The organism is Cytobacillus gottheilii, from assembly GCF_900166665.1.
GTDB lineage: Bacteria > Bacillota > Bacilli > Bacillales > Cytobacillaceae > Cytobacillus > Cytobacillus gottheilii_A.
Map to the genome: position 1 here is coordinate 3966138 of NZ_LT800494.1, position 18977 is coordinate 3985114.

Annotated in this window: 19 protein-coding genes; 7 read left to right on the forward strand and 12 right to left on the reverse strand. The window is 38.9% G+C overall.

Annotated features, from left to right (window positions below):
• Window positions 1-12: 12 nt before the first annotated feature.
• Entirely contained in the window at window positions 13-894 is an 882-nt protein-coding gene (gene htpX, locus B7E07_RS19560; protein ID WP_080848492.1) for a protease HtpX, read from the forward strand.
• Window positions 895-947: 53 nt separating this feature from the next.
• Here htpX and B7E07_RS19565 read toward each other — a convergent pair whose 3' ends face one another.
• The 6 genes from B7E07_RS19565 to B7E07_RS19590 form a co-directional block, all read right to left on the reverse strand.
• Entirely contained in the window at window positions 948-1820 is an 873-nt protein-coding gene (locus B7E07_RS19565) for a peptidylprolyl isomerase (protein WP_080849294.1), read from the reverse strand.
• 19 nt (window positions 1821-1839) lie between these two features.
• On the reverse strand, window positions 1840-3216 hold the full coding sequence (locus B7E07_RS19570; RefSeq protein WP_080848493.1) for a S1C family serine protease: 1377 nt from the start codon (window positions 3214-3216) through the stop codon (window positions 1840-1842).
• A 166-nt stretch (window positions 3217-3382) separates the two neighbouring features.
• Window positions 3383-3667, reverse strand: coding sequence for a spore coat protein (locus tag B7E07_RS19575; RefSeq protein ID WP_066449808.1), 285 nt, complete (start codon window positions 3665-3667; stop codon window positions 3383-3385).
• A gap of 43 nt (window positions 3668-3710) precedes the next feature.
• Window positions 3711-3914, reverse strand: a complete 204-nt coding sequence (locus B7E07_RS19580; RefSeq protein WP_080848494.1) for a hypothetical protein — start codon at window positions 3912-3914, stop codon at window positions 3711-3713.
• A 397-nt stretch (window positions 3915-4311) separates the two neighbouring features.
• Window positions 4312-5736 carry a HAMP domain-containing sensor histidine kinase gene (locus tag B7E07_RS19585; RefSeq protein WP_080848495.1) on the reverse strand — a complete coding sequence of 475 codons (1425 nt, stop codon included), beginning with the start codon at window positions 5734-5736 and terminating at the stop codon, window positions 4312-4314.
• Window positions 5717-6400, reverse strand: a complete 684-nt coding sequence (locus tag B7E07_RS19590) for a response regulator transcription factor (protein WP_080848496.1) — start codon at window positions 6398-6400, stop codon at window positions 5717-5719. Before B7E07_RS19590 ends, B7E07_RS19585 begins: the two co-directional genes overlap by 20 nt.
• A 178-nt stretch (window positions 6401-6578) precedes the next feature.
• Here B7E07_RS19590 and B7E07_RS19595 point away from each other — a divergent pair, with 178 nt between their 5' ends.
• Window positions 6579-7511: an aldo/keto reductase gene (locus tag B7E07_RS19595; RefSeq protein ID WP_080848497.1), complete on the forward strand. Its 933-nt coding sequence runs from the start codon at window positions 6579-6581 to the stop codon at window positions 7509-7511.
• Between the two features lie 371 nt (window positions 7512-7882).
• Here B7E07_RS19595 and B7E07_RS19600 read toward each other — a convergent pair whose 3' ends face one another.
• The 5 genes from B7E07_RS19600 to B7E07_RS19625 form a co-directional block, all read right to left on the reverse strand.
• The gene (locus tag B7E07_RS19600) at window positions 7883-8254 is read right to left on the reverse strand and encodes a hypothetical protein (protein ID WP_080848498.1); all 372 of its coding nucleotides are present in this window, start codon (window positions 8252-8254) and stop codon (window positions 7883-7885) included.
• A 139-nt stretch (window positions 8255-8393) separates the two neighbouring features.
• Entirely contained in the window at window positions 8394-9158 is a 765-nt protein-coding gene (locus B7E07_RS19605) for a MerR family transcriptional regulator (RefSeq protein ID WP_080848499.1), read from the reverse strand.
• 166 nt (window positions 9159-9324) lie between these two features.
• The gene (locus tag B7E07_RS19610) at window positions 9325-9516 is read right to left on the reverse strand and encodes a histidine kinase (protein WP_066449825.1); all 192 of its coding nucleotides are present in this window, start codon (window positions 9514-9516) and stop codon (window positions 9325-9327) included.
• A 33-nt stretch (window positions 9517-9549) separates the two neighbouring features.
• Window positions 9550-10716, reverse strand: a complete 1167-nt coding sequence (locus B7E07_RS19615) for a TraB/GumN family protein (RefSeq protein WP_080848500.1) — start codon at window positions 10714-10716, stop codon at window positions 9550-9552.
• 478 nt (window positions 10717-11194) lie between these two features.
• Window positions 11195-12172 (reverse strand): ring-cleaving dioxygenase, encoded by a 978-nt coding sequence (locus B7E07_RS19625; protein ID WP_080848502.1) that lies wholly within the window; start codon window positions 12170-12172, stop codon window positions 11195-11197.
• A 519-nt stretch (window positions 12173-12691) separates the two neighbouring features.
• Here B7E07_RS19625 and B7E07_RS19635 point away from each other — a divergent pair.
• The 5 genes from B7E07_RS19635 (at window position 12692) to B7E07_RS19655 (ending at window position 18235) form a co-directional block, all read left to right on the forward strand.
• Window positions 12692-13855: a GerAB/ArcD/ProY family transporter gene (locus tag B7E07_RS19635; RefSeq protein WP_176215252.1), complete on the forward strand. Its 1164-nt coding sequence runs from the start codon at window positions 12692-12694 to the stop codon at window positions 13853-13855.
• Entirely contained in the window at window positions 13794-15380 is a 1587-nt protein-coding gene (locus tag B7E07_RS19640) for a spore germination protein (protein ID WP_257391505.1), read from the forward strand. The genes B7E07_RS19635 and B7E07_RS19640 overlap by 62 nt, the downstream gene beginning before the upstream one ends.
• A complete protein-coding gene (locus B7E07_RS19645) occupies window positions 15377-16591 on the forward strand; it encodes a Ger(x)C family spore germination protein (RefSeq protein ID WP_080848506.1) in 1215 nt (404 codons plus the stop codon). The genes B7E07_RS19640 and B7E07_RS19645 overlap by 4 nt, the downstream gene beginning before the upstream one ends.
• 64 nt (window positions 16592-16655) lie before the next feature.
• On the forward strand, window positions 16656-17096 hold the full coding sequence (locus tag B7E07_RS19650) for a hypothetical protein (protein WP_080848507.1): 441 nt from the start codon (window positions 16656-16658) through the stop codon (window positions 17094-17096).
• Window positions 17087-18235 (forward strand): diguanylate cyclase domain-containing protein, encoded by a 1149-nt coding sequence (locus B7E07_RS19655; RefSeq protein WP_080848508.1) that lies wholly within the window; start codon window positions 17087-17089, stop codon window positions 18233-18235. Before B7E07_RS19650 ends, B7E07_RS19655 begins: the two co-directional genes overlap by 10 nt.
• Window positions 18236-18326: 91 nt before the next feature.
• On the opposite strand, the gene B7E07_RS19660 is transcribed toward B7E07_RS19655, so the two are convergent.
• Window positions 18327-18938 carry a lysophospholipid acyltransferase family protein gene (locus B7E07_RS19660; RefSeq protein ID WP_080848509.1) on the reverse strand — a complete coding sequence of 204 codons (612 nt, stop codon included), beginning with the start codon at window positions 18936-18938 and terminating at the stop codon, window positions 18327-18329.
• Between the last annotated feature and the right edge of the window lie 39 nt (window positions 18939-18977).

Sequence of the window (18977 nt, forward strand, 5' to 3'; positions counted from 1 at the left end):
AAGGGTGAAAACATGGGTAAACGTATTTTTTACTTTTTACTGACAAATGTTTTAGTTCTCGTAACGATAAGCATAATCTTCTCGTTAATTGGCGGGGGGAATTATATTAATGGAGCAGGCAATATTGATTTTACATCGTTATTAATCTTTAGTGCTGTCATTGGTTTTTCTGGCTCCTTCATCTCTTTGGCAATGTCACGCTGGATGGCAAAACGCATGATGAATGTCCAAGTGTTAAATCCGCAGGATGCACTATCTTCTTATGAAAGAGACATTGTTGAAAAAGTACATCGTCTATCAAGAGCAGCGGGTCTGACACATATGCCTGAAGTTGGGATTTATGATTCTCCTGAAGTAAACGCATTTGCAACTGGACCGTCTAAAAAAAGGTCTCTAGTAGCAGTATCCACCGGGCTGCTGCGAGAAATGGACGAGGATGCTGTTGAAGGGGTTATTGCCCACGAAGTTGCACATATAGCAAACGGTGATATGGTTACAATGACGCTACTGCAAGGTGTCGTCAATACATTCGTTGTCTTTCTTTCACGCATTGCGGCATGGATTGTATCACGTTTTGTTAAAGAAGAGCTAGCGCCAATTGTCCATTTCATTGCTGTTCTCGTTTTCCAGATCGCCTTTTCAATCTTAGGAAGCTTAGTGGTCTACGCATATTCAAGACATCGCGAATATCATGCTGACCGAGGCGGAGCTGACTTGGCCGGCAGAGATAAAATGACACACGCACTGCAAATGTTAAAAGCCTATTCAAACCGTATGAGGGGTGAAGAGCAAACAGCCATTTCTACTTTAAAAATAAACAACAAAGGCAAATCCATGCTGTTTTCAACACACCCTGACTTGGATGAGCGAATTAAACGATTAAATAGCAGATAAAATAAAAGCAAAGCCATTGGCTTTGCTTTTTTAGTTTCTGTCGACATTATCAATTAATCCTGCAGATAATTTGTAATCTCATATTCTTCATATTTTTCATCAAGCCAAGTCGGATATTCTGTCTGCATCTTAGTATCCAGCAATGCCGTTTTGATTTCATCTTTCACATCTTCAAATACTGCTTCCTTCGCTTCCTTTTTTCCTGTTGTTTTAATAATGTGATAGCCGAATTCTGTCTTAACAGGTTCACTAATAGTCTCTGCTTCTTGAGAGAATGCTACCTCTTCAAAAGCCTCTGCCATTTCCCCTCTTCCAAAGTATCCCAATTCACCACCTGACTCTGCTGTCGCTTCGTCTGTTGAATACTCACTGGCCAGTTCAGCAAAATCACCGCCATCATTTAACTTTTCCAGCACTTCTTTTGCTGTTTCTTCATCTTCAACTAAAATATGACTTGCTTCCACTTGCTCTTCTTGACCATAGCTATCCTCGTTTTCCTCAAAGTATTCTTTCATTTCTTCATCTGTAATCTCAATAGCAGGTTCAATCAGCTTTTTGGTAGCCAAATACATTTTAATATCCTTCTCAATAGCTGATTTTTCAATGCCATTTGTCGCTAGGATTTCATTAAAAGCATCTTCTCCGCCATATGAATCCATATAAACCGTCATCTCTTCATCTATTTCCTCTTGGGTGATCTCTATCTTTTCCTTTTTCATTTCCTGCTCGATGATATTATTTGTAATCAGCGCATCTAAAGCAGTTGTTCCATATTGGGAGACAAGCTGCTCTTGCAGCTCATCCATACTAATCTCTTCTCCATCTACCTTGGCAGCCAAATTTTTAGGAGTAAAGAATATAGCGGCCCCCATCCCGATTACTAACAATGCTCCAATAACAACGTATATCCACTTTTTATTCTTCATAAAAACTCCTTTATATTCCTTATTCTGTTTCAAGCTGTTTGCTGGCAAGCGTTACTTCCACTTCTTTTAATTCGCCTTGTCTGTAATACTCAACTGTTACGTTATCGCCAATTTTAAAATCGGTATATAGTGCTTTCCGTAAATCATCTGGACCCGTAACCTTTGTTCCGCCAATGGACACAATAATATCCTCTGCCTGAAGTCCTGCTTTCGCTGCAGCAGATGATTCATCAACATTGGTAATAATAGCACCTGCTGTTACATTCTCTGGTACATCTCTTAAGTAGAATTGCGGAATCTCCTCTAATGCTGCAAGCCCAACACCTAAGTACGGACGTTCAACCTGCCCGTTTTCAATCAATTGATTGATTAATGCCTCTACATCATTACTTGGAATTGCAAATCCAAGCCCTTCCACACCGCTTTCAGAGATCTTCAAGCTGTTAATGCCAACAAGTTCTCCGGAAGCATTAATAAGGGCACCGCCGCTATTTCCCGGATTGATAGCGGCATCTGTCTGAATTACATCTAAGTCCCATTCACCAGCAGATGTTGATACAGCAATGGAACGATCTACCGCACTTACAATTCCTTGTGTAACCGTTCTTGATAGATCTAGTCCAAGCGGATTACCAATTGCTAATACTTGATCCCCAGCTCGAAGCTGTGATGAATCACCAAATGGCAGAACTTCTGCTGATATATCTCCTTTTATTTTAATAACAGCTATATCTGTTAACGGATCTGTTCCTACTAATTCTGCAGATAGCTTTTCTCCATCATGAAGGGTGACCTCCACTTTGCTGGCATTTTCAATGACATGATTATTCGTTACAATATATGCTTCATCATCTGTCATTTTAAAAATAACTCCAGAACCGGATCCGCTCTCTGCTTCTCCACCAGACATCGCTCTCCCAAAAGGATCAACCTGCTGCTGATCTTGATAGTTTACGATTCCCACTATTGCCTTGGAGGCTTGTTCGATGGTGTCAGCTAAATTCCCAGTTGCTTCAGAATTTACTTTTTGAACGTTGACATCTGATACTGCAGTTTCACTTTGACTAACTTCTGCTGCTGGTGTTTCATCCTGGGCTGATTCAACAAAAGGCAGAGCTGATAAAGTAAGTGCTGAGCCAATAACTCCGGCAGCAATGGTTTTCATAAATCCTCCCCATCTGACTGGCTTTTTTGGTTCTTTTACAGAAGAACGGATTTCCCCGCTGTTTTCTGTTTGAAAAGAGTTTTCTTGAATAAGCTCATGTTGAGCATTTTCCTCGTTGTCATGTTCCTGTTGAACATTAAATGATGTGTCATATTTATTTTCGTTTTGATTCTCGTTTGTATTGTTTTGATCTGAGAATGGATTGTTTTTGTTTTCGTTTTGGTGTTCCATAATCTATTCATCCTTTCATATGTGAATGGTTTTTGTTATATAAGCTGTTCCTTACATTTCATACTTTACACACGTAATGTGTCAGGAATATGTCAGGGGAAAATAGATAGTAAAAATAAAAAAACCTTTCATCTATGAGGCTGATGAAAGGTTTTCGTGGATATTGTTAATTTGGATGCAGATTGTTTTGCATTAGTTCTTGAACTTTTACGACTTGTTCTTGTGCAGCAAGTTCTGTTTCATACCAGCCTTTTTGCTCTAAGTAGCTGAAAATTTTATATTGATTGGTACTGGCATGCTCAAAACATTGGTTATATATATCACGAAGTTCATCATGAGCTGATTCTAATAAACTGCGTCCGCTTCCAGTGCATCTTGCTTTTTCAAGCTCTAGACAAAGCTGGAGAATCTCACGCTCTGTCAGACTTCTCTCATCCATATTGTTAGGCATTTGGCATTTGCAGCTCCTATCTTTTAGTAACTTATAATTTCGACTATTGCATCATTTTTGTTCTGTTAAAATATTGAGAAAGGTTTGCGACATTTAGCTGATGACTTTCTGCGATCGCTTCCAGCATTTGCTGCACTTGCGGATCTTCACACTGGGTGGCACACCAGTTAAGTGTTTTGGCTGTTATCGCTTCTGCCCGGATTTCATCTTCTATTAAAGCAAGCTCCTTCATCGTTAGCTGATGCATGGCTTTCACCTCATATGTATTTAATATCCTTATTAGTATGGTTGAGGGAATTTACTTTATACCAACATCTGCTTTCATTCTCCTAATAAAAAAGATAAGGCTGGGACAAAACTAATGGTTTGCGTCTACACGAGCCCGTTCCACCTGCGCTGCGGACCCTCGCTTTCTGAGGGGAGGAAGGTGAGCCTCCTCGGCACGCCTGCGGGGTCTCACCTTTTCCACTATTTCCCTCTGGAGTCGAGGGTCCTCCACTCCATTTCACTCATGTTAATAAAATATATTTTATAATCATAAATAAAAAAACGAATGATTAGAAATATGACCTTCCTAACCATTCGCTTCAATAATCGTGTTAAATACTTATGATTCAGCCACACACACTATTATTGATCTACATTTAAACGGTATATTTTGGCAAAACCACCATAAAGGATGTGCCGGCAGGTGAGCTTTCTGTTAACTCCAAGTCTCCTCCAAGTGCATTGGCAATCATTTTGCTGAATGGCAGGCCAAGTCCCAACCCCCGCACTTTGTATTTCTTTCCTTCGCCTCTGTAAAATCGCTCAAAAATCAGTTTCTGTTCTTCTGGAGGTATTCCAGAACCTGTGTCTTGTATATTAATATGCACATTGTTTTGCTCTTCTTTAATAGAAACACGAATTTGACCGTGATCCTCAATGGCCTGACGCGCATTATTGAGCAGATTTGTTAATACTTGCTGCAGCCGGATTTTATCAACACTTACCACCGCATCCTCTGATAGATACTCCCTTGTTAGGGTCACTCTCTGATCCTCTTGAACGATTTCCCAGTCATGCGTAAATTCCCGGATTAATTCATTTATATGATATTCTTCCTTGGCTACAGGAATCGAATTTGCTGCAAAGGTATTAAAAGCTAGCAAATCCTCCACCATCTTTTTCATTTTAGCTGTTTCTTTTAGTGATAATGTTAAAAATTCCTTTGCATCTTCACCGGTAACCACATCATCATTAATCGCTTGAAGAAGACCGCTTATAGATGTAACAGGTGTTTTTAGCTCATGTGTCACTCCAGCAAGCAGTTCCGTTCTAAGTGATTCGAGCTTTTGCAGCCTTGTGGACATTTCCTGGAATGAATGCACGAGCTCATAAACTTCCTGCTCATTGATATTGCTCGGGAGATGAATATTGTAATCACCCTCTTTTACCTGCTTTGCGGCAAAAGCAACATCCTTGATCGGATTAGAAAGCCGCCGCGATAAAAAGTAAATGGCCGCCCAGCCAAGGAGCGCTAAACTGATAATCATTACCCCAAGCAGCGTATATTCCTGATCTACCTCGGTCAGATTATCTTCCAGCTCAATAAACACCACCCAGCCGTAAGAAATCGCTTCTGACTGAATCGGCGTTTTAACAATGTAAAAATCTTCACCACTGTCAGTTAGCTGCAGTTTCTGCACCTGTTCTTCATTCGTTAAAATGGCACCCGGAAACCTTGCAAATATACGTTCATTAGAGCGATTGCTTGTTAATATTCTTCCATTGACATCCACAATGTACATATATGGGTCTTTTTCCAGATCCATATATCTTCCTCGTTCAGAAAGCAGGCCAGGAACATCTCCATTTTGCACTGGCCGTCCTTCACTAATATCTATAAATCGGTCTGCCACTTCTTCAGACATGAGTGTCATAATTTTCAAGCGGTTTTCCAGTGTGGTATGCCGAATCCAAACAGCTGAGATAATTGCTATCACAATTAGACCGATACATAAAGTAATTAAATATCTTGTGGTCCAGTACCGAAGCAGTGAAACCCTTTTATGATTTTTTGTAAACACTGAGCTGATACCCCAATCCGCGTAATGTTTTAATTTCTCCTTCGTCCTCTGGCCAGGATTGCAGGCCCTTGCGGAGACGTTTAATTGCCAAATCTACTGCACGATCGCTCCCATCATATTCCCATCCCCAGACATGCTCAATCAGCTGATCTCTTGTGAATGTCTGGTTAGGATGTTCGGCAAGAAAAAGCAGCAAAGACAAATCTCGGGGAGTTAGGTCCACCATTTGATCCTTCACCTTTACTTGATGAGCTTTCATATCGATCTGCAGACAGCCGAATTGCTTAATGTCCGTATCGTCTGTCTGCGCTCGTCTTAATACAGCATTGATTCTGGCAATTACTTCATCTGCTATAAATGGCTTTGCAATATAGTCATCGGCACCGCCATTCAGTCCATCCAATTTATAATTCACGTCACCTAGCGCTGTCAGCATAATGACAGGACAGGTGCTGGTTTTACGAATTTCTTTTAAAATGGTCCAGCCATTTTTTCCAGGAAGCATTACATCTAATAGGACTAGTGATGGGTTATGTTCTTCAAATTTCTTGATGGCTTCATTGCCTTCAAAAGCTTGTACAGCTGTATAGCCTGCTTTCTTTACATATACTTTCAATACTTGGCTTATCGCTAATTCATCTTCTATAATTAGTATTGTTTTCACTACTCATCCCCCGCAAAACATTGTACTAGTTTGTGTATATGATACCCCTTCTTTTTTACCTCCGTCTACCTGAGTTTACCCTTTTATCATGTCAGCAGGATGTCAGGCACGATAGTTTCATTTTCTTTCCTATTTTGATAGCATAAAATTATCCAGAAAATGAAGGAGAGTGGAAGGTTTGACGAATAAAGTTCAGATTGGCAAAACTGGTTTATATGTAAATCCAATTGGTCTTGGTACAAATGCTGTTGGCGGCCATAACCTGTATCCAAATTTAAATGAAGATACTGGGAAAGAATTAGTCCGCATTGCTTTGAAAAATGATATTAATTTCTTGGATACTGCTTATATCTATGGACCAGAGCGCTCTGAAGAATTGATTGGGGAAGTTTTAAAAGAAACTGGGCTTCGTTCCGAAACCATTATTGCTACAAAAGGCGCACATAAATTTGTAGGAGAAAACACGGTTTTTGATAACTCTCCAGCCTTTTTAAAGCAGTCTGTAGAAGATAGTTTGAAACGCCTGCAAACAGATTATATTGACCTCTACTATATTCATTTTCCTGATGAAAGCACGCCAAAGGATGAAGCTGTCGGCATGCTGAAGGACTTGAAGGATCAAGGCAAGATTAAAGCAATTGGGGTTTCTAACTTTTCTATGGATCAGTTAAAAGAAGCAAATAAAGACGGGTATGTTGATGTGTATCAAGGTGAATATAGTTTATTGGCTCGAGATGCAGAGAAAGAGCTGCTTCCATATGCATTAGAGCATGATATTTCATTTGTTCCTTATTTCCCACTTGCATCCGGGTTGCTCGCAGGTAAATATACAAAGGATACAGCCTTTAACGATTTACGTGCGAACTCTCCTCATTTCCAGCCAGGCGTTTTTGAGCGTAATTTAGAAAAGGTTGAAGAATTAAAGAAAATCGCAGCGGTGAAAAATGTTGAAGTGGCCCATCTTGTTCTGGCTTGGTACCTCGCACAGCCGGCAATTGATGTTCTTATCCCTGGTGCTAAGCGCGCCGAGCAGGCGATAGACAATCTGAAAACATTAGAAGTCTCTTTAACAGCAGAAGAAATCAAGAACATTAGCAGTATTTTTAACTAGATAAATCCCCTTAAAAATGCCTGAAACCCGCTGAATATGGGTCCAGGCATTTTTTTAGAATGATTCCCTCGACTTAGTCTCCAAGCGGATTTCGCGAGTTACTTTCCCTTTGCATTTCCCGAAACTTTGTCTCCTAGCGGATTCCGGGAATTACTTTCCCTTTGTAATTCCCGAAACTTTGTCTTCTAGCGGATTTCGGGAGTTACTTTCCCTTTGTAATTCCCGAAACTTTGTCTTCTAGCGGATTTCGGGAGTTACTTTCCCTTTGTAATTCCCGAAACTTTGTCTCCTAGCGGATTTCGGGAGTTACTTTCCCTTTACAATTCCCGACAATCCCGATTTCAGAAATCACTTTCCCTCCTTCTTACACACTATATTGACTGCTTCACATAAATAGCTTGAGTCTTTTTAACAGTTTTACAATCTTGCAAATCTTCGTTAGTTAAAAGGCCCAGTTCAATCGCTGATTTTATTTTAGCTTCGTCCGGGCTTTTTACGATTAGATTATTCAAATTAAGCCCTTCTAACTTTTCTACGGTCGATTCCTGCTCATATTTTTCAGTCGTTCTTATTTGCCGCTGCAGTTTGAAATCATGTACAACAATCTCACCTTTTTGTCCTTCTCCGACTGTATGATCAAAATAACTGTTAAAGGCTGTCTTCAAATGCGCCAGCTCGTCATCTAACTCTTTTTTCCGCTTTATTAGCTCTGTATAACGGGCAAGCATTTCTCTCGTGATCATCGTTTTCCTCCATTTCAAAAAAGAATACTACATTGTATTTTTGAAATGAAGACTATATTCATCATGATTAAGAACATGCCAAAATATAAATTTCTACAATAAAAAAACGACCAGCATTTCACCGGTCGCTAAATCATCTCTACTGCTGTTTGGCTGTATAAATCAATATTGCATCACGCAGGAAAATCGCGGTTCCCTTCTTCTGTTTATCATAATAGGCCGTAAACCTTTCATCATCCACATACATTTTTGCAAGACCGGCATGAGCATCACTGTTGTATTCTTTCCAATGGAAGCATAGCCACTTCTTATGAAGCTCTGCTGCCTGTTGAGCTATTTCTGAAGATGGATCTCCTGTTTCAATTGCCTCAGCAAGCAGTGTAAACATGTTTTGTTCCAGCGTCTGTAAGTCTTCATAATCCTCTTCAGACATGTTCATTAATTTACGGTTAGACTCATCAATTGCTGTATCCCCATACTTCTCACGAATCTCTGCACCATATTTTTTCTCATTATCATCAACTAGTTTCTTCTTAAAGCCTTCAAACTTTTCTTGATCAGACATGGTCTTTCTCCCTTCTGCAGACAGGATTGTCGCATTCACATTTTTGATTAATTGATCCAGCTGTCTTTGTTTTTCTAGGAGCTTTTCACGATGTCCCTTCAGTGCAGCTATTGAATTAAAGTCTGGACTGGACACAATCTCCTTGATGTCTTCGAGACTGACACCCAATTCCCGATAAAAAAGAATCTGCTGAAGTGCATCTACTTCTTTTTCCCCATAAATACGATATCCAGATGAATTGATTCTTGCCGGCTTCAGAAGTTCAATTTCATCATAATACCTTAAGGTTCTTGTACTTACTCCAGCCAATGCTCCCAGTTTTTGCACTGTATATTCCATGTAAATCACTCCTATACAAAGTTCAGCTTAGAAGGCCGCCCCTGAAACCTGCCTTCTATCAAAAATGTTACACGTTTCCGCTGCGTAAAGGTCAACCGTATTTTTCACATTTTTTAATGATCTAACAAAAAACTCCCTAAACCAAAACGGTCTAAGGAGGCTTGTCTTATTTTCTTTGGTCCCGATGATCAAGGAAAAATAGTGTATAGGATATAAGCCCAGACAGCAATGAAGCGCCAATGGCAATCAAAAATCGAATACCAAGTTCTATATCAGAAAAATCCTTATCGAGCATCCATAAGGCGGCAATCGCTACAAGAATCATGATTGCGATTACTGCAGGCAGCTTTTTTTTCAAGATAAATAACTTCCTTTCAAAGCAATGGTGTGATTAAAAGTTTTGGAAAAACAAACGCACAACGTCTGCACCGCCAATAAAAGTACCTAATGAACTGCCCAAATTCGCCAGCACGACAATCAGCAATATCCGCGTCACTTTATTGCGCCAAAATCCTTTAAACGTGAAGACGTCTTCCGTCAGTTTCTCAAAATCACTTACATTTGGTTTGACTAAAAAGGCTTGTGCAATACCTGCAAACCAGCCCGCAGCAAGCAGCGGGTTTAAAGATGTAATGGGAGCCGCAATGAAAGCCGATAGAATGGTAAGCGGGTGGCCGAAAGCTAATGCAGCTCCCAGAGCAGATAAACCTCCATTCCATAATACCCAGCTGAGTGTTTGCTGAAGCCCGGCATCTGGATTAGCAAAAAAAGTATAAGCTATAATTGCCAGAATAAGGATTGGAATACTCCAGCCAATGATTTTTGGAGCTTTTGATTTTGGCGGCAGTGCCGTCAGTTTTTTCAAATCATGTTTTTTATGTATCTCCTTTGTAATTCCAGGTACATGGGCAGCCCCAAGAACAGCAACAACTTTTTCACCTGGTGCCTTTCTGATTTTTTCAGCCAGATACTGGTCACGTTCGTCAATAAGCGGCACCTTTAACTGCGGGAAGGAGTCCGTAAATTCATCTAAAATAGCATTAATGGTATCCTGCTTTTTCATTTTTTCAAGTTCTTCCTCTGATATACTTTCATCACTGAAAATACTGGCGATCACTTGAGAGAGCAGCATAGCTTTTCCTTTAAAGCCCAGCCCTCTCCAAATACGGGAAAACGTAATCTGGATATTTCGATCCGCTAACACTAGTTTTGCGTCTACTTCCTTTGCTGATTCAATCCCTTGAATCATTTCTTGTCCAGGCTTAATATCAAACTGCTTAGCCATACGGTTCTGAAAAGATGAAATGGCTAAGTTCATCAGCAGCAAAGTTGCTTTTTTTTCTTTAATGACCTTGAAAATATCCATTTCTTTCCACTTGTTACCTTCCATAACAGACTGATAACGGCCAGCATCCAGTTCAACACAGACAGAGTCAGGTCTTTCTTGTTCTATTACTTCTTTTACCTGTTCAGCACTATTCTTAGAAATATGAGCGGTACCAATTAATATGTATTCTTTTCCATCTAAATGAAGTCTTGTAATATTTTCTTCAGACATATATACCTTCCTTTTTAACCTATTACCAATCTTTATAGGTTTAGTCGCAAGTCATTTTCAGAAATTAAATTAGCTTTCTATCTATTTTTAAAACCTACTATAAGAGTACAAAATGTATGTGATATAAACAACAACTTTATTAGCGCTTAATATCATTTTACATCATTTTGGACAATGGTACTTGAAAATACGTTTATGAACAAAGTAAATATCTGACTGATAAAAAAAGTTGTATTCGCAAACTTTGTTGCTTTTATATAATGTACAAAGATTCCCACTTCAGAGTACTCGCTTTCCGGCGATGCGGTTGCTGAGCCTCCTCGTTCCGCTGGAGTCTCACACTCTTTCGTTTCAATCAAACAGCCATATTTTCTAAATGCCCCTTTACATTGTAATGATTAAAACAAAAATCGCTAAGAAAAGAGCCTAAAAAAAAGAGCCAGCAGCAACACGCTGACTGGCTCCCATGGCAGAGTAATTATTCTTTTGTAAAGGTTTGGGTGCTTCTGACTGTATCAATGGGACGAACTAGCTTTTCAATTTCTTCCCGTTTATGCTCTAAAAATGGCGGCAAAGACAATTTCTCACCAAGTGTTTCATAAGGTTCATCTCCCATGAAACCAGGTCCATCTGTAGCAAATTCAAAAAGAATCTGCGGTGCCAGCCTTGAATATAGTGATTCAAAGAAAAAGCGATCCACGTGGCCTGAAGTACCAAAACCAAATTGGCGCAGTCTCTCATCCCAATAATCAATAGCGGTGCGATCCTCTACCCGGAAGGCGGCATGGTGAACTGTTCCATATCCTTGGCGGCCCTGCGGCAATACTGAATTATGTTCAGCAATGACCCTAGCACCATTTCCACCTTCTCCTGCTTCAAATAAATACAGGTCCCCTTCGCTGGCAACCTCTTTAAACTGTAGGACTTTCTCCATCATCTCTTTAAAGTAGTCGATATTGGCAATACGGACAGTAATTGGCCCTAGACCAGTGATCGCGTATTGCGTTGGAATCGGTCCATTTTCCCAAGGAGCTCCTGGAGCAACACCAGTAAGATTTTCATCTGAAACAAGTGCATATTGCTGATCATCAAAGTCTACAAAAGAAAGCGTTTTAACGCCAAATTCTTCTTTTATTCCACTGTGTGTGACATTCAGACGGTCAAAACGTTTTACCCAATAGTCAAGGGCAGCATTGCTCGGAACACGGAAGGCTGTTTTATAAATTTCATTTGTGCCATGCGTGCCTTTCGGAATACCTGGAAAATCAAAAAACGTCATATCAGTACCTGGACTGCCTAAATCGTCCGCAAAAAAGAGGTGATACGTTTGGATATCATCCTGATTGACCGTTTTCTTCACAAGACGCATTCCTAATGTATAAGTAAAAAACTCATAGTTTTTCTCCGCACTGCTTGTAATGGCTGTTACATGATGGATGCCTTTTAAAGGATGCATTCGAATATACCTCCATTTTGAATATCTTTAATTAATTTATTTTTAATTCGAGATAAATATAACATTGAAATCTTCTCCTTGTCAAATATGTAACATTTACATATTTATTTAATAACTTCCTGTTTCTTTACATAGTTCCCCTCCATTTATGCAAAACTATTTACAATCACAAATAATGTAATTGGAGTCCATTATATGATTACTCGTGCTACCTTATTATTTTTCATGTTAACCCTAATTCTCATTGTCTCTTTAGATTTCCCTATTAAAAACTTCGATTATAAAAAGGTATTGGGTGATCTATTTGATTTTAGCAAAAACCCAGGAAATATATATCTTGTGGGGATTGTGGTTATTGCATTGATTTACAGCTTCATTATCGATCTGAGATTAAAAAGGAGTTCTTCTCATTCCAATGGCAAAAAGAACAAAAATAAGAATTCATCTACTTGAATATAGGAGAGATGAAGGTTCGCCTGCTTAAATAACTATTTTTACATAAAGGGAATGACTTTTTTTATGAATAACTCCAGTGAGAAAATCTCCATTTTTGAATTTATGTTATTAATTGTACTATTTGAAATCGGTACTGCCATTGTCGTTATACGAGGTGCAGATGCAAAACAAAATGCTTGGCTGGCAGTCATCATAGCAACGATGTTCGGAATTATGCTGTTTAGCATGTACTTTAAATCTTTCCTATGGAAAGAAGGAAGTTTATATGAAATTTTAATCGCTTGCTTCGGAAAAAAAATAGGGAAGGTCTTCTCTTCCGTTTATACCGTTTATTTTATCTACTTAGCAAGCCGCGGCCTGCGTGATTTTACGGAACTGCTTGTTTCAGTGGTTTTGCCTCAAACACCGATAGAATTTTCCTCTATCCTGTTTATGACTGTTTCTGCCTATACTCTTTATTTAGGATTTGAAGTTTTCTCGAGGACAACCGTCATTTTTGCACCATATATTTTTGTACTACTAGGTGCAGTTACGCTCTTTTTATGGGTGAATAAGAGCATTGATTTAACAAATTTGCAGCCTATCCTTGGAGATGGCATAACACCCGTTTTTAAAGCGATTTTTCCTGATCTTTTAACCTTTCCCTTTGGAGAACTTATCGTATTCACGATCATCCTGCCACAAGTCGTAAATGTCAAAAAAAAATTCCGGCATATCCTTTTAGCGATCTATACTTCAGGATTGATCATTACAGTTACCATTATTTTAAATGTGAGTGTTTTGAGTGAATCCGGATACTTACGTGCCAATTTCCCATTGCTTAGTTCAGCAAGGGAGATCTCGATTGCTAATTTTCTGGAGAGAATTGATGCCTTTGTTGTTTTCATTGTCATGCTGGGTGTTTTTACAAAGGTTTCTATTTTTTTATATTGTGCGCTTAAAGGACTCGAAGCTATTTATCAGCAGCCTTATCGCTATTTTGCTTTTCCAATCAGCATGCTTTCTGCAACCTTTTCTGTTCTAATCGCTTTTAGCTTAAATGAACATTTAAGGGAAGGATTAGATATTATTCCATACTATTTAAATATTCCGCTCCAAATTGGGCTGCCGCTGTTAATGTTTGCCATTCTTTTGTACAAATCTAAACGTGGGGAGGGAGCAAAAAGTGAAAAGAACAGTAAAAACGTTCAAAAAAATCGGAGTAAAGAAAACGAAGCCAGCAGCTAAAGTAATAACGGTGGATGAAGTAGACCCACTTTCCGATTCATTGGAAGAACATATAAACGAATTAAAATCTCTATTGCATGGTACAAGTGATCTCTTAATTGATGACATTTATGTTGGCAGCCTAAAAGCTAAATTATGTTATATCGAATCTATTTGTGATTCGAGTCATATTTACGAAAAAATCCAGCACCCTTTAAACACAATCCCTACTGTTACAGATCAAAATTTACGGCTCGATAGTAAACGCGAACTGATTCGCCTCTTTTCAAGTGCGCAGCTTCATTTTTCAAATGACTTGAAGGAAGCTGGAAAAAAGCTTGTCGAGGGCTTTGCTTTAATCATATTAAAGGATTCAGAGCCCTACTGTTTTATTCAAGTCAAAGGGACCGAAACCAGAAGCATTTCAGAGCCCACTACGCAAACAACGATAAGGGGTCCTAAAGATGGCTTTGTAGAAGATCTTTCAACAAACTTAAGTCTTATACGTAGCAGAATTAAAAATCCAAACCTATGTTTTCAGAAATATATCATTGGTGAAGATACAAGCACCACCGTTACGATTGGCTATATGGGCAATATTGTAAATGATAAGATATTAAAAGAGGTCAAGACACGGCTTGAGGATATTAAAACATTTGCGATCTTTGAGTCATCGAATATAGAAGAAATGATCGCTGATAAAACTTTCACTCCTTTTCCGCTTATCTATAATTCGGAACGTCCGGATTCTGTTGCGGCTCATATTGTCTCAGGAAAAATTGCTATTTTAGTGGATGGTACGCCTTTTGTGCTGACGGCACCTGCCACATTTAATGACTTTTTCAGCATATCAGAGGATTATTATCAGCCTTTCTTTATGGCATCCTTTTTGCGGATCATCCGTTATTTTTCCTTTGTCATTTCACTGCTGCTTCCATCTCTTTATGTAGCTATTATTACTTTTCACCATGAAATGATTCCAACCACACTGATAACTAAAATATTTTCGCAGCGGGAAGGAATTCCTTTTCCAGCTGTTATTGAGGCGCTTGCTATGGAGATTACATTTGAAATCTTGCGAGAGGCTGGGGTTCGTATGCCACGCGCTGTTGGTCAAACCGTTTCCATTGTCGGCGGACTTGTCATTGGTCAATCGGCTGTAGAGGCAGGCATCGTCTCTAATTTCATGGTCATTATTGTAGCGTTAACAGCAATTGCCAGTTTTGTTTCACCTGTATACAATTTAGCAATTTCAACTCGGATGCTGCGATTTGTATTTATTTTGCTCGGAGGAATGATTGGCTTTTACGGGATTATATTAGCTCTTATTATTATGGTCGCCCATTTAAATAGTTTAAGATCGTTTGGGATACCTTATCTAACCCCAGTTACCCCATTTATTGCTGCCGACCAACAGGATACCTTTGTTCGCCTTCCTTATTTTATGATGTTTTCAAGGCCAAAGTATTTGAAAACGAAAAAGGAGAATAAGCAGTTTAATGATAATTCTCCAACACCGCCATTAAATAAGGGTGGTCAGAAATGAAAAAAATCATATTAGTGTTCTTTTACTTAAGTTTGTCTGTATTGCTTACCGGCTGCTGGGATCTGAAAGAAGTCAATCAAGTATCAATTGTCTCCGGGCTGGCTCTTGATAAAGGTAAAGAATCAAAATATCGGTTAACAATTGAATTATTCAATCCTACCGAGTTAACTCCCCAGACCAGTGCTGGAAACACTGCTAGCATCGTCTTTGGCATAAATGGAGATTCAATTGGGGAAATGATGCTGAGATTAAATGAGATCTTTTCCAGGAAACCTATATTTTCTCATATGAAAACCATGTTTATCAGCGAAGAGCTTGCCCAAAACGGAATCGCCGAATTATTTGATCCTATGGACCGCAACAGAGAAATCCGTAATGATTTTAATATCATGGTTGTAGAAGCACCTCATAGTGCAGCAGACGCATTAAAAATCACCTATCCGCTGCAAAAGGTTTCCACCTTAAAAATAAACACACAAGCTAACAACTTTTTTGAAGAATGGGGTGGAGATCCTGATGTCCGTTTGAAGGATATTGTCGATTCTATGGTATCTGAGGGAAGAGAGCCCATTACAGCTATGGTTGAAATTATTGGTGATCCAAAAGAAGGCTCAAAGACAGAAAATATACAAACCACTCATCCGAATACTTATATAAGGATTAGCGGCATCGCACTATTTAAGGGGGATGCAATGATTGGCAAGCTTCCCATTACAGCGACTCGGAATTACTTGCTCACACAGAATAAATTAAAACAAACATCCTTGTACATAAACTGTCAGGATGAAAAGACAGTTGATATTCAGCTCAAAGATATTGACGTTGGAATCGATATTTCTGTGAAAAATAACGAGCCTACCTATCATATTTCCATAAGTGCGGAAGGTAATATAAATGGGGTACAGTGCTCTAACCAATTGAATTCATTTGCTACAACTGAGGATTATGAAAGAAAAACCGAAGATTATATAAAGAAAGAACTGTCTAATACTATAAGTGAAGTACAAAACGAATTTGGTGCAGATATATTCGGATTTGGAGAATTTTATTACAAATCCTATCCAAAGAAATTTAAACAAATGCAGTCAAATTGGAATGAAGCTTTTGTTCATGCGAAGTTTGAAGTCGATTCAACCGTGAAAATTCGCAGATCTGGCTTAAGAAATGAATCGTATATCTCTGAAATACATGATCAAGATGTAGAGCAATAATCTTGTCCTTGTAAAGTTGCCATTGAACACTTCTAAAGAGAAGGGTATACTCAACTTTAATATTATGAAGAAAGTAGAAATGGTTAAACATATGAAATTGAGTATGAAGTTTCTTATTTTAACATTGCTCAGCTTTACAATGATTGGCACTTTCGTCGGAAGTATTGCATCAAGCATTATCAGCAGCAGTAATCATTTAAAAGAGAATTACCTAGCTGAGAATCAATATTATGCTGAAAAATTGGCTGCTACAGCAAATCTGCTTTTTAAGGATATGTTTAAAAGCCTTGAAGTCGCAGCCAATGATACCTCCTTTAAAACCGCTAATGCTAGTGAAGCAAGCTTGGAATTAAACAACCTTTTGCAATCAACATCTTACTTCAATTCAACATGGTTTGTGGATGCAAGCGGCAGTATTGTTGCCACTGCGCCAGATATTAATTTTGAAGGAAGAAAACTAAGCAGTTCAGGTGCAATGGAAGCTTTAGAGAAAAAATGCCCTTAGTCAGTGAACCTTATACTGGAGCTACTGGCAGGTTAATGATTTTGGTTTCTGTTCCCGTTACAGATCAATCAGGTTTATATGCCGGCTATCTTGGAGGGACCATTTATCTTGAAGAATATAATAGCTTAAAAACGGTTCTTGGCCAGCATCCTCTCACTGGAAATAAATCTTATGTATATGTCGTTGATTCAAACGGGACGATTATTTATCATCCCAATAAAAATTATGTGAATAAGAATGTCCGGTCTAACTTCTACGTTCAGGAAGTCATGAAGGGAAAAACGGGAAGTCTGCAGGGAGAAAACTCACAAGGTATTGATATGCTTGCTGGATATGCTCCAACAGCTGCTTCAATTGGCTGGGGGATTATATCACAAACACCAGTCAATACAATACTGGAACCTACAACCGAGCTACTTAAACAGTCTATACTTAACATGATTCCATTTATGATTTTCATTCTAGTTTTCTCAATTATTTTTCTTACCAAAATAGTTCATCCTATTCGTGACTTAGCTCTTTATGCACAAAATATTAGCCGCAATAAACCTGAACAAATAAAACAAATACCCGCATGGTATTTTGAAGCTCGCGAGCTTAAAAAAGCCATACTAGTAACTGTTGCACATTATCAAACTCGTCTTATTGAAGCTGAAAGCGAGTCCAAACGGGATCAGCTCACAGGCTTATACAATAGACGGGCTTTAGATAAGATGATTGAAGACATGAATCAATATTCTCTTATTTTATTTGATATCGATTACTTTAAAAACGTGAATGACCAGTATGGCCATTTGATGGGGGATCAAGTTCTCATATATACAGCAGAAACCATTCTAGCAGAAACGAAAAACACTGATTTTTGCTTTCGGTGGGGCGGTGAGGAGTTTCTCATTCTTCTCCCGGAAACCAAACAGGAAGAAGCCTATTTTATTTCAGAACGAATAAGAGAAACATTTGCTCGCACATTAAGCCCAATAGACAAGCCAATTACCATTTCGGCAGGTGTCGGAACCCTATATGAAACGTCTGATTATTTTTCCGAGCTGCTGCATTTGACTGACCAAGCTTTATACGAGGCAAAGCATTCTGGTCGCAATACAACAATTAGAGCGAAAAAAACGCCCAAACTTAAATAAGTGACCTGTCATGTAATCAATCAATAAGCTTTTCCTCACATGCCCGCCGCTTGGCGGGCAATTTTTATAATCATGTGCAAGTTTCCGTTCATCATGGCAATTGTTTCTGCAGACTGTCGTTTACCTCATCTTCAAGACGTTTCATTTTCAGCTCAAGCCGGTGAATACCTTCATCAATAGCATTTTCTTTCTTTGCTGTTCCGCTGAATGTCAGAGGCTCTCCGAACGTGATAATCGCTTTCCTGCCTTTTAGAAGCTCCGAAAAGTTTGTTGGCCCTTCATAGTGTGCTGGCAAGATCGGTACATTCCCTTTTATTGCAATAGTTACCGCACCTCTTTTCAATGGTACATCCTCACTTGTTCTGGTGCCGCTTGGAAAAATCCCTACACATTGCCGTGCTCTCAGCAGCTTTAACGGAGTCTTTATCGTACTGGGACCAGGGTTTTCACGATTAACAGGAAAGGCATGGATGGAACGCAGGAACTTATTCTTCCATCTTCCTTCAAACAACTCTTTTTTTGCCATAAAATGTACTGGTGTCGGATATAAAGCTATGGCCAATATAATAACATCAACCCAGCCGATATGTGTACATGTCACGATAAAACCAGTGTTCTGTTGAATATGGTGGTTTCCTTTTACTCTTACAACCTTAAAGATTCTTAAAAAGATATAGATAATAGTACTGATAAATTTATACATCTGCCCCACCTCTTATCACTAGATTATAGCACCTAGTCA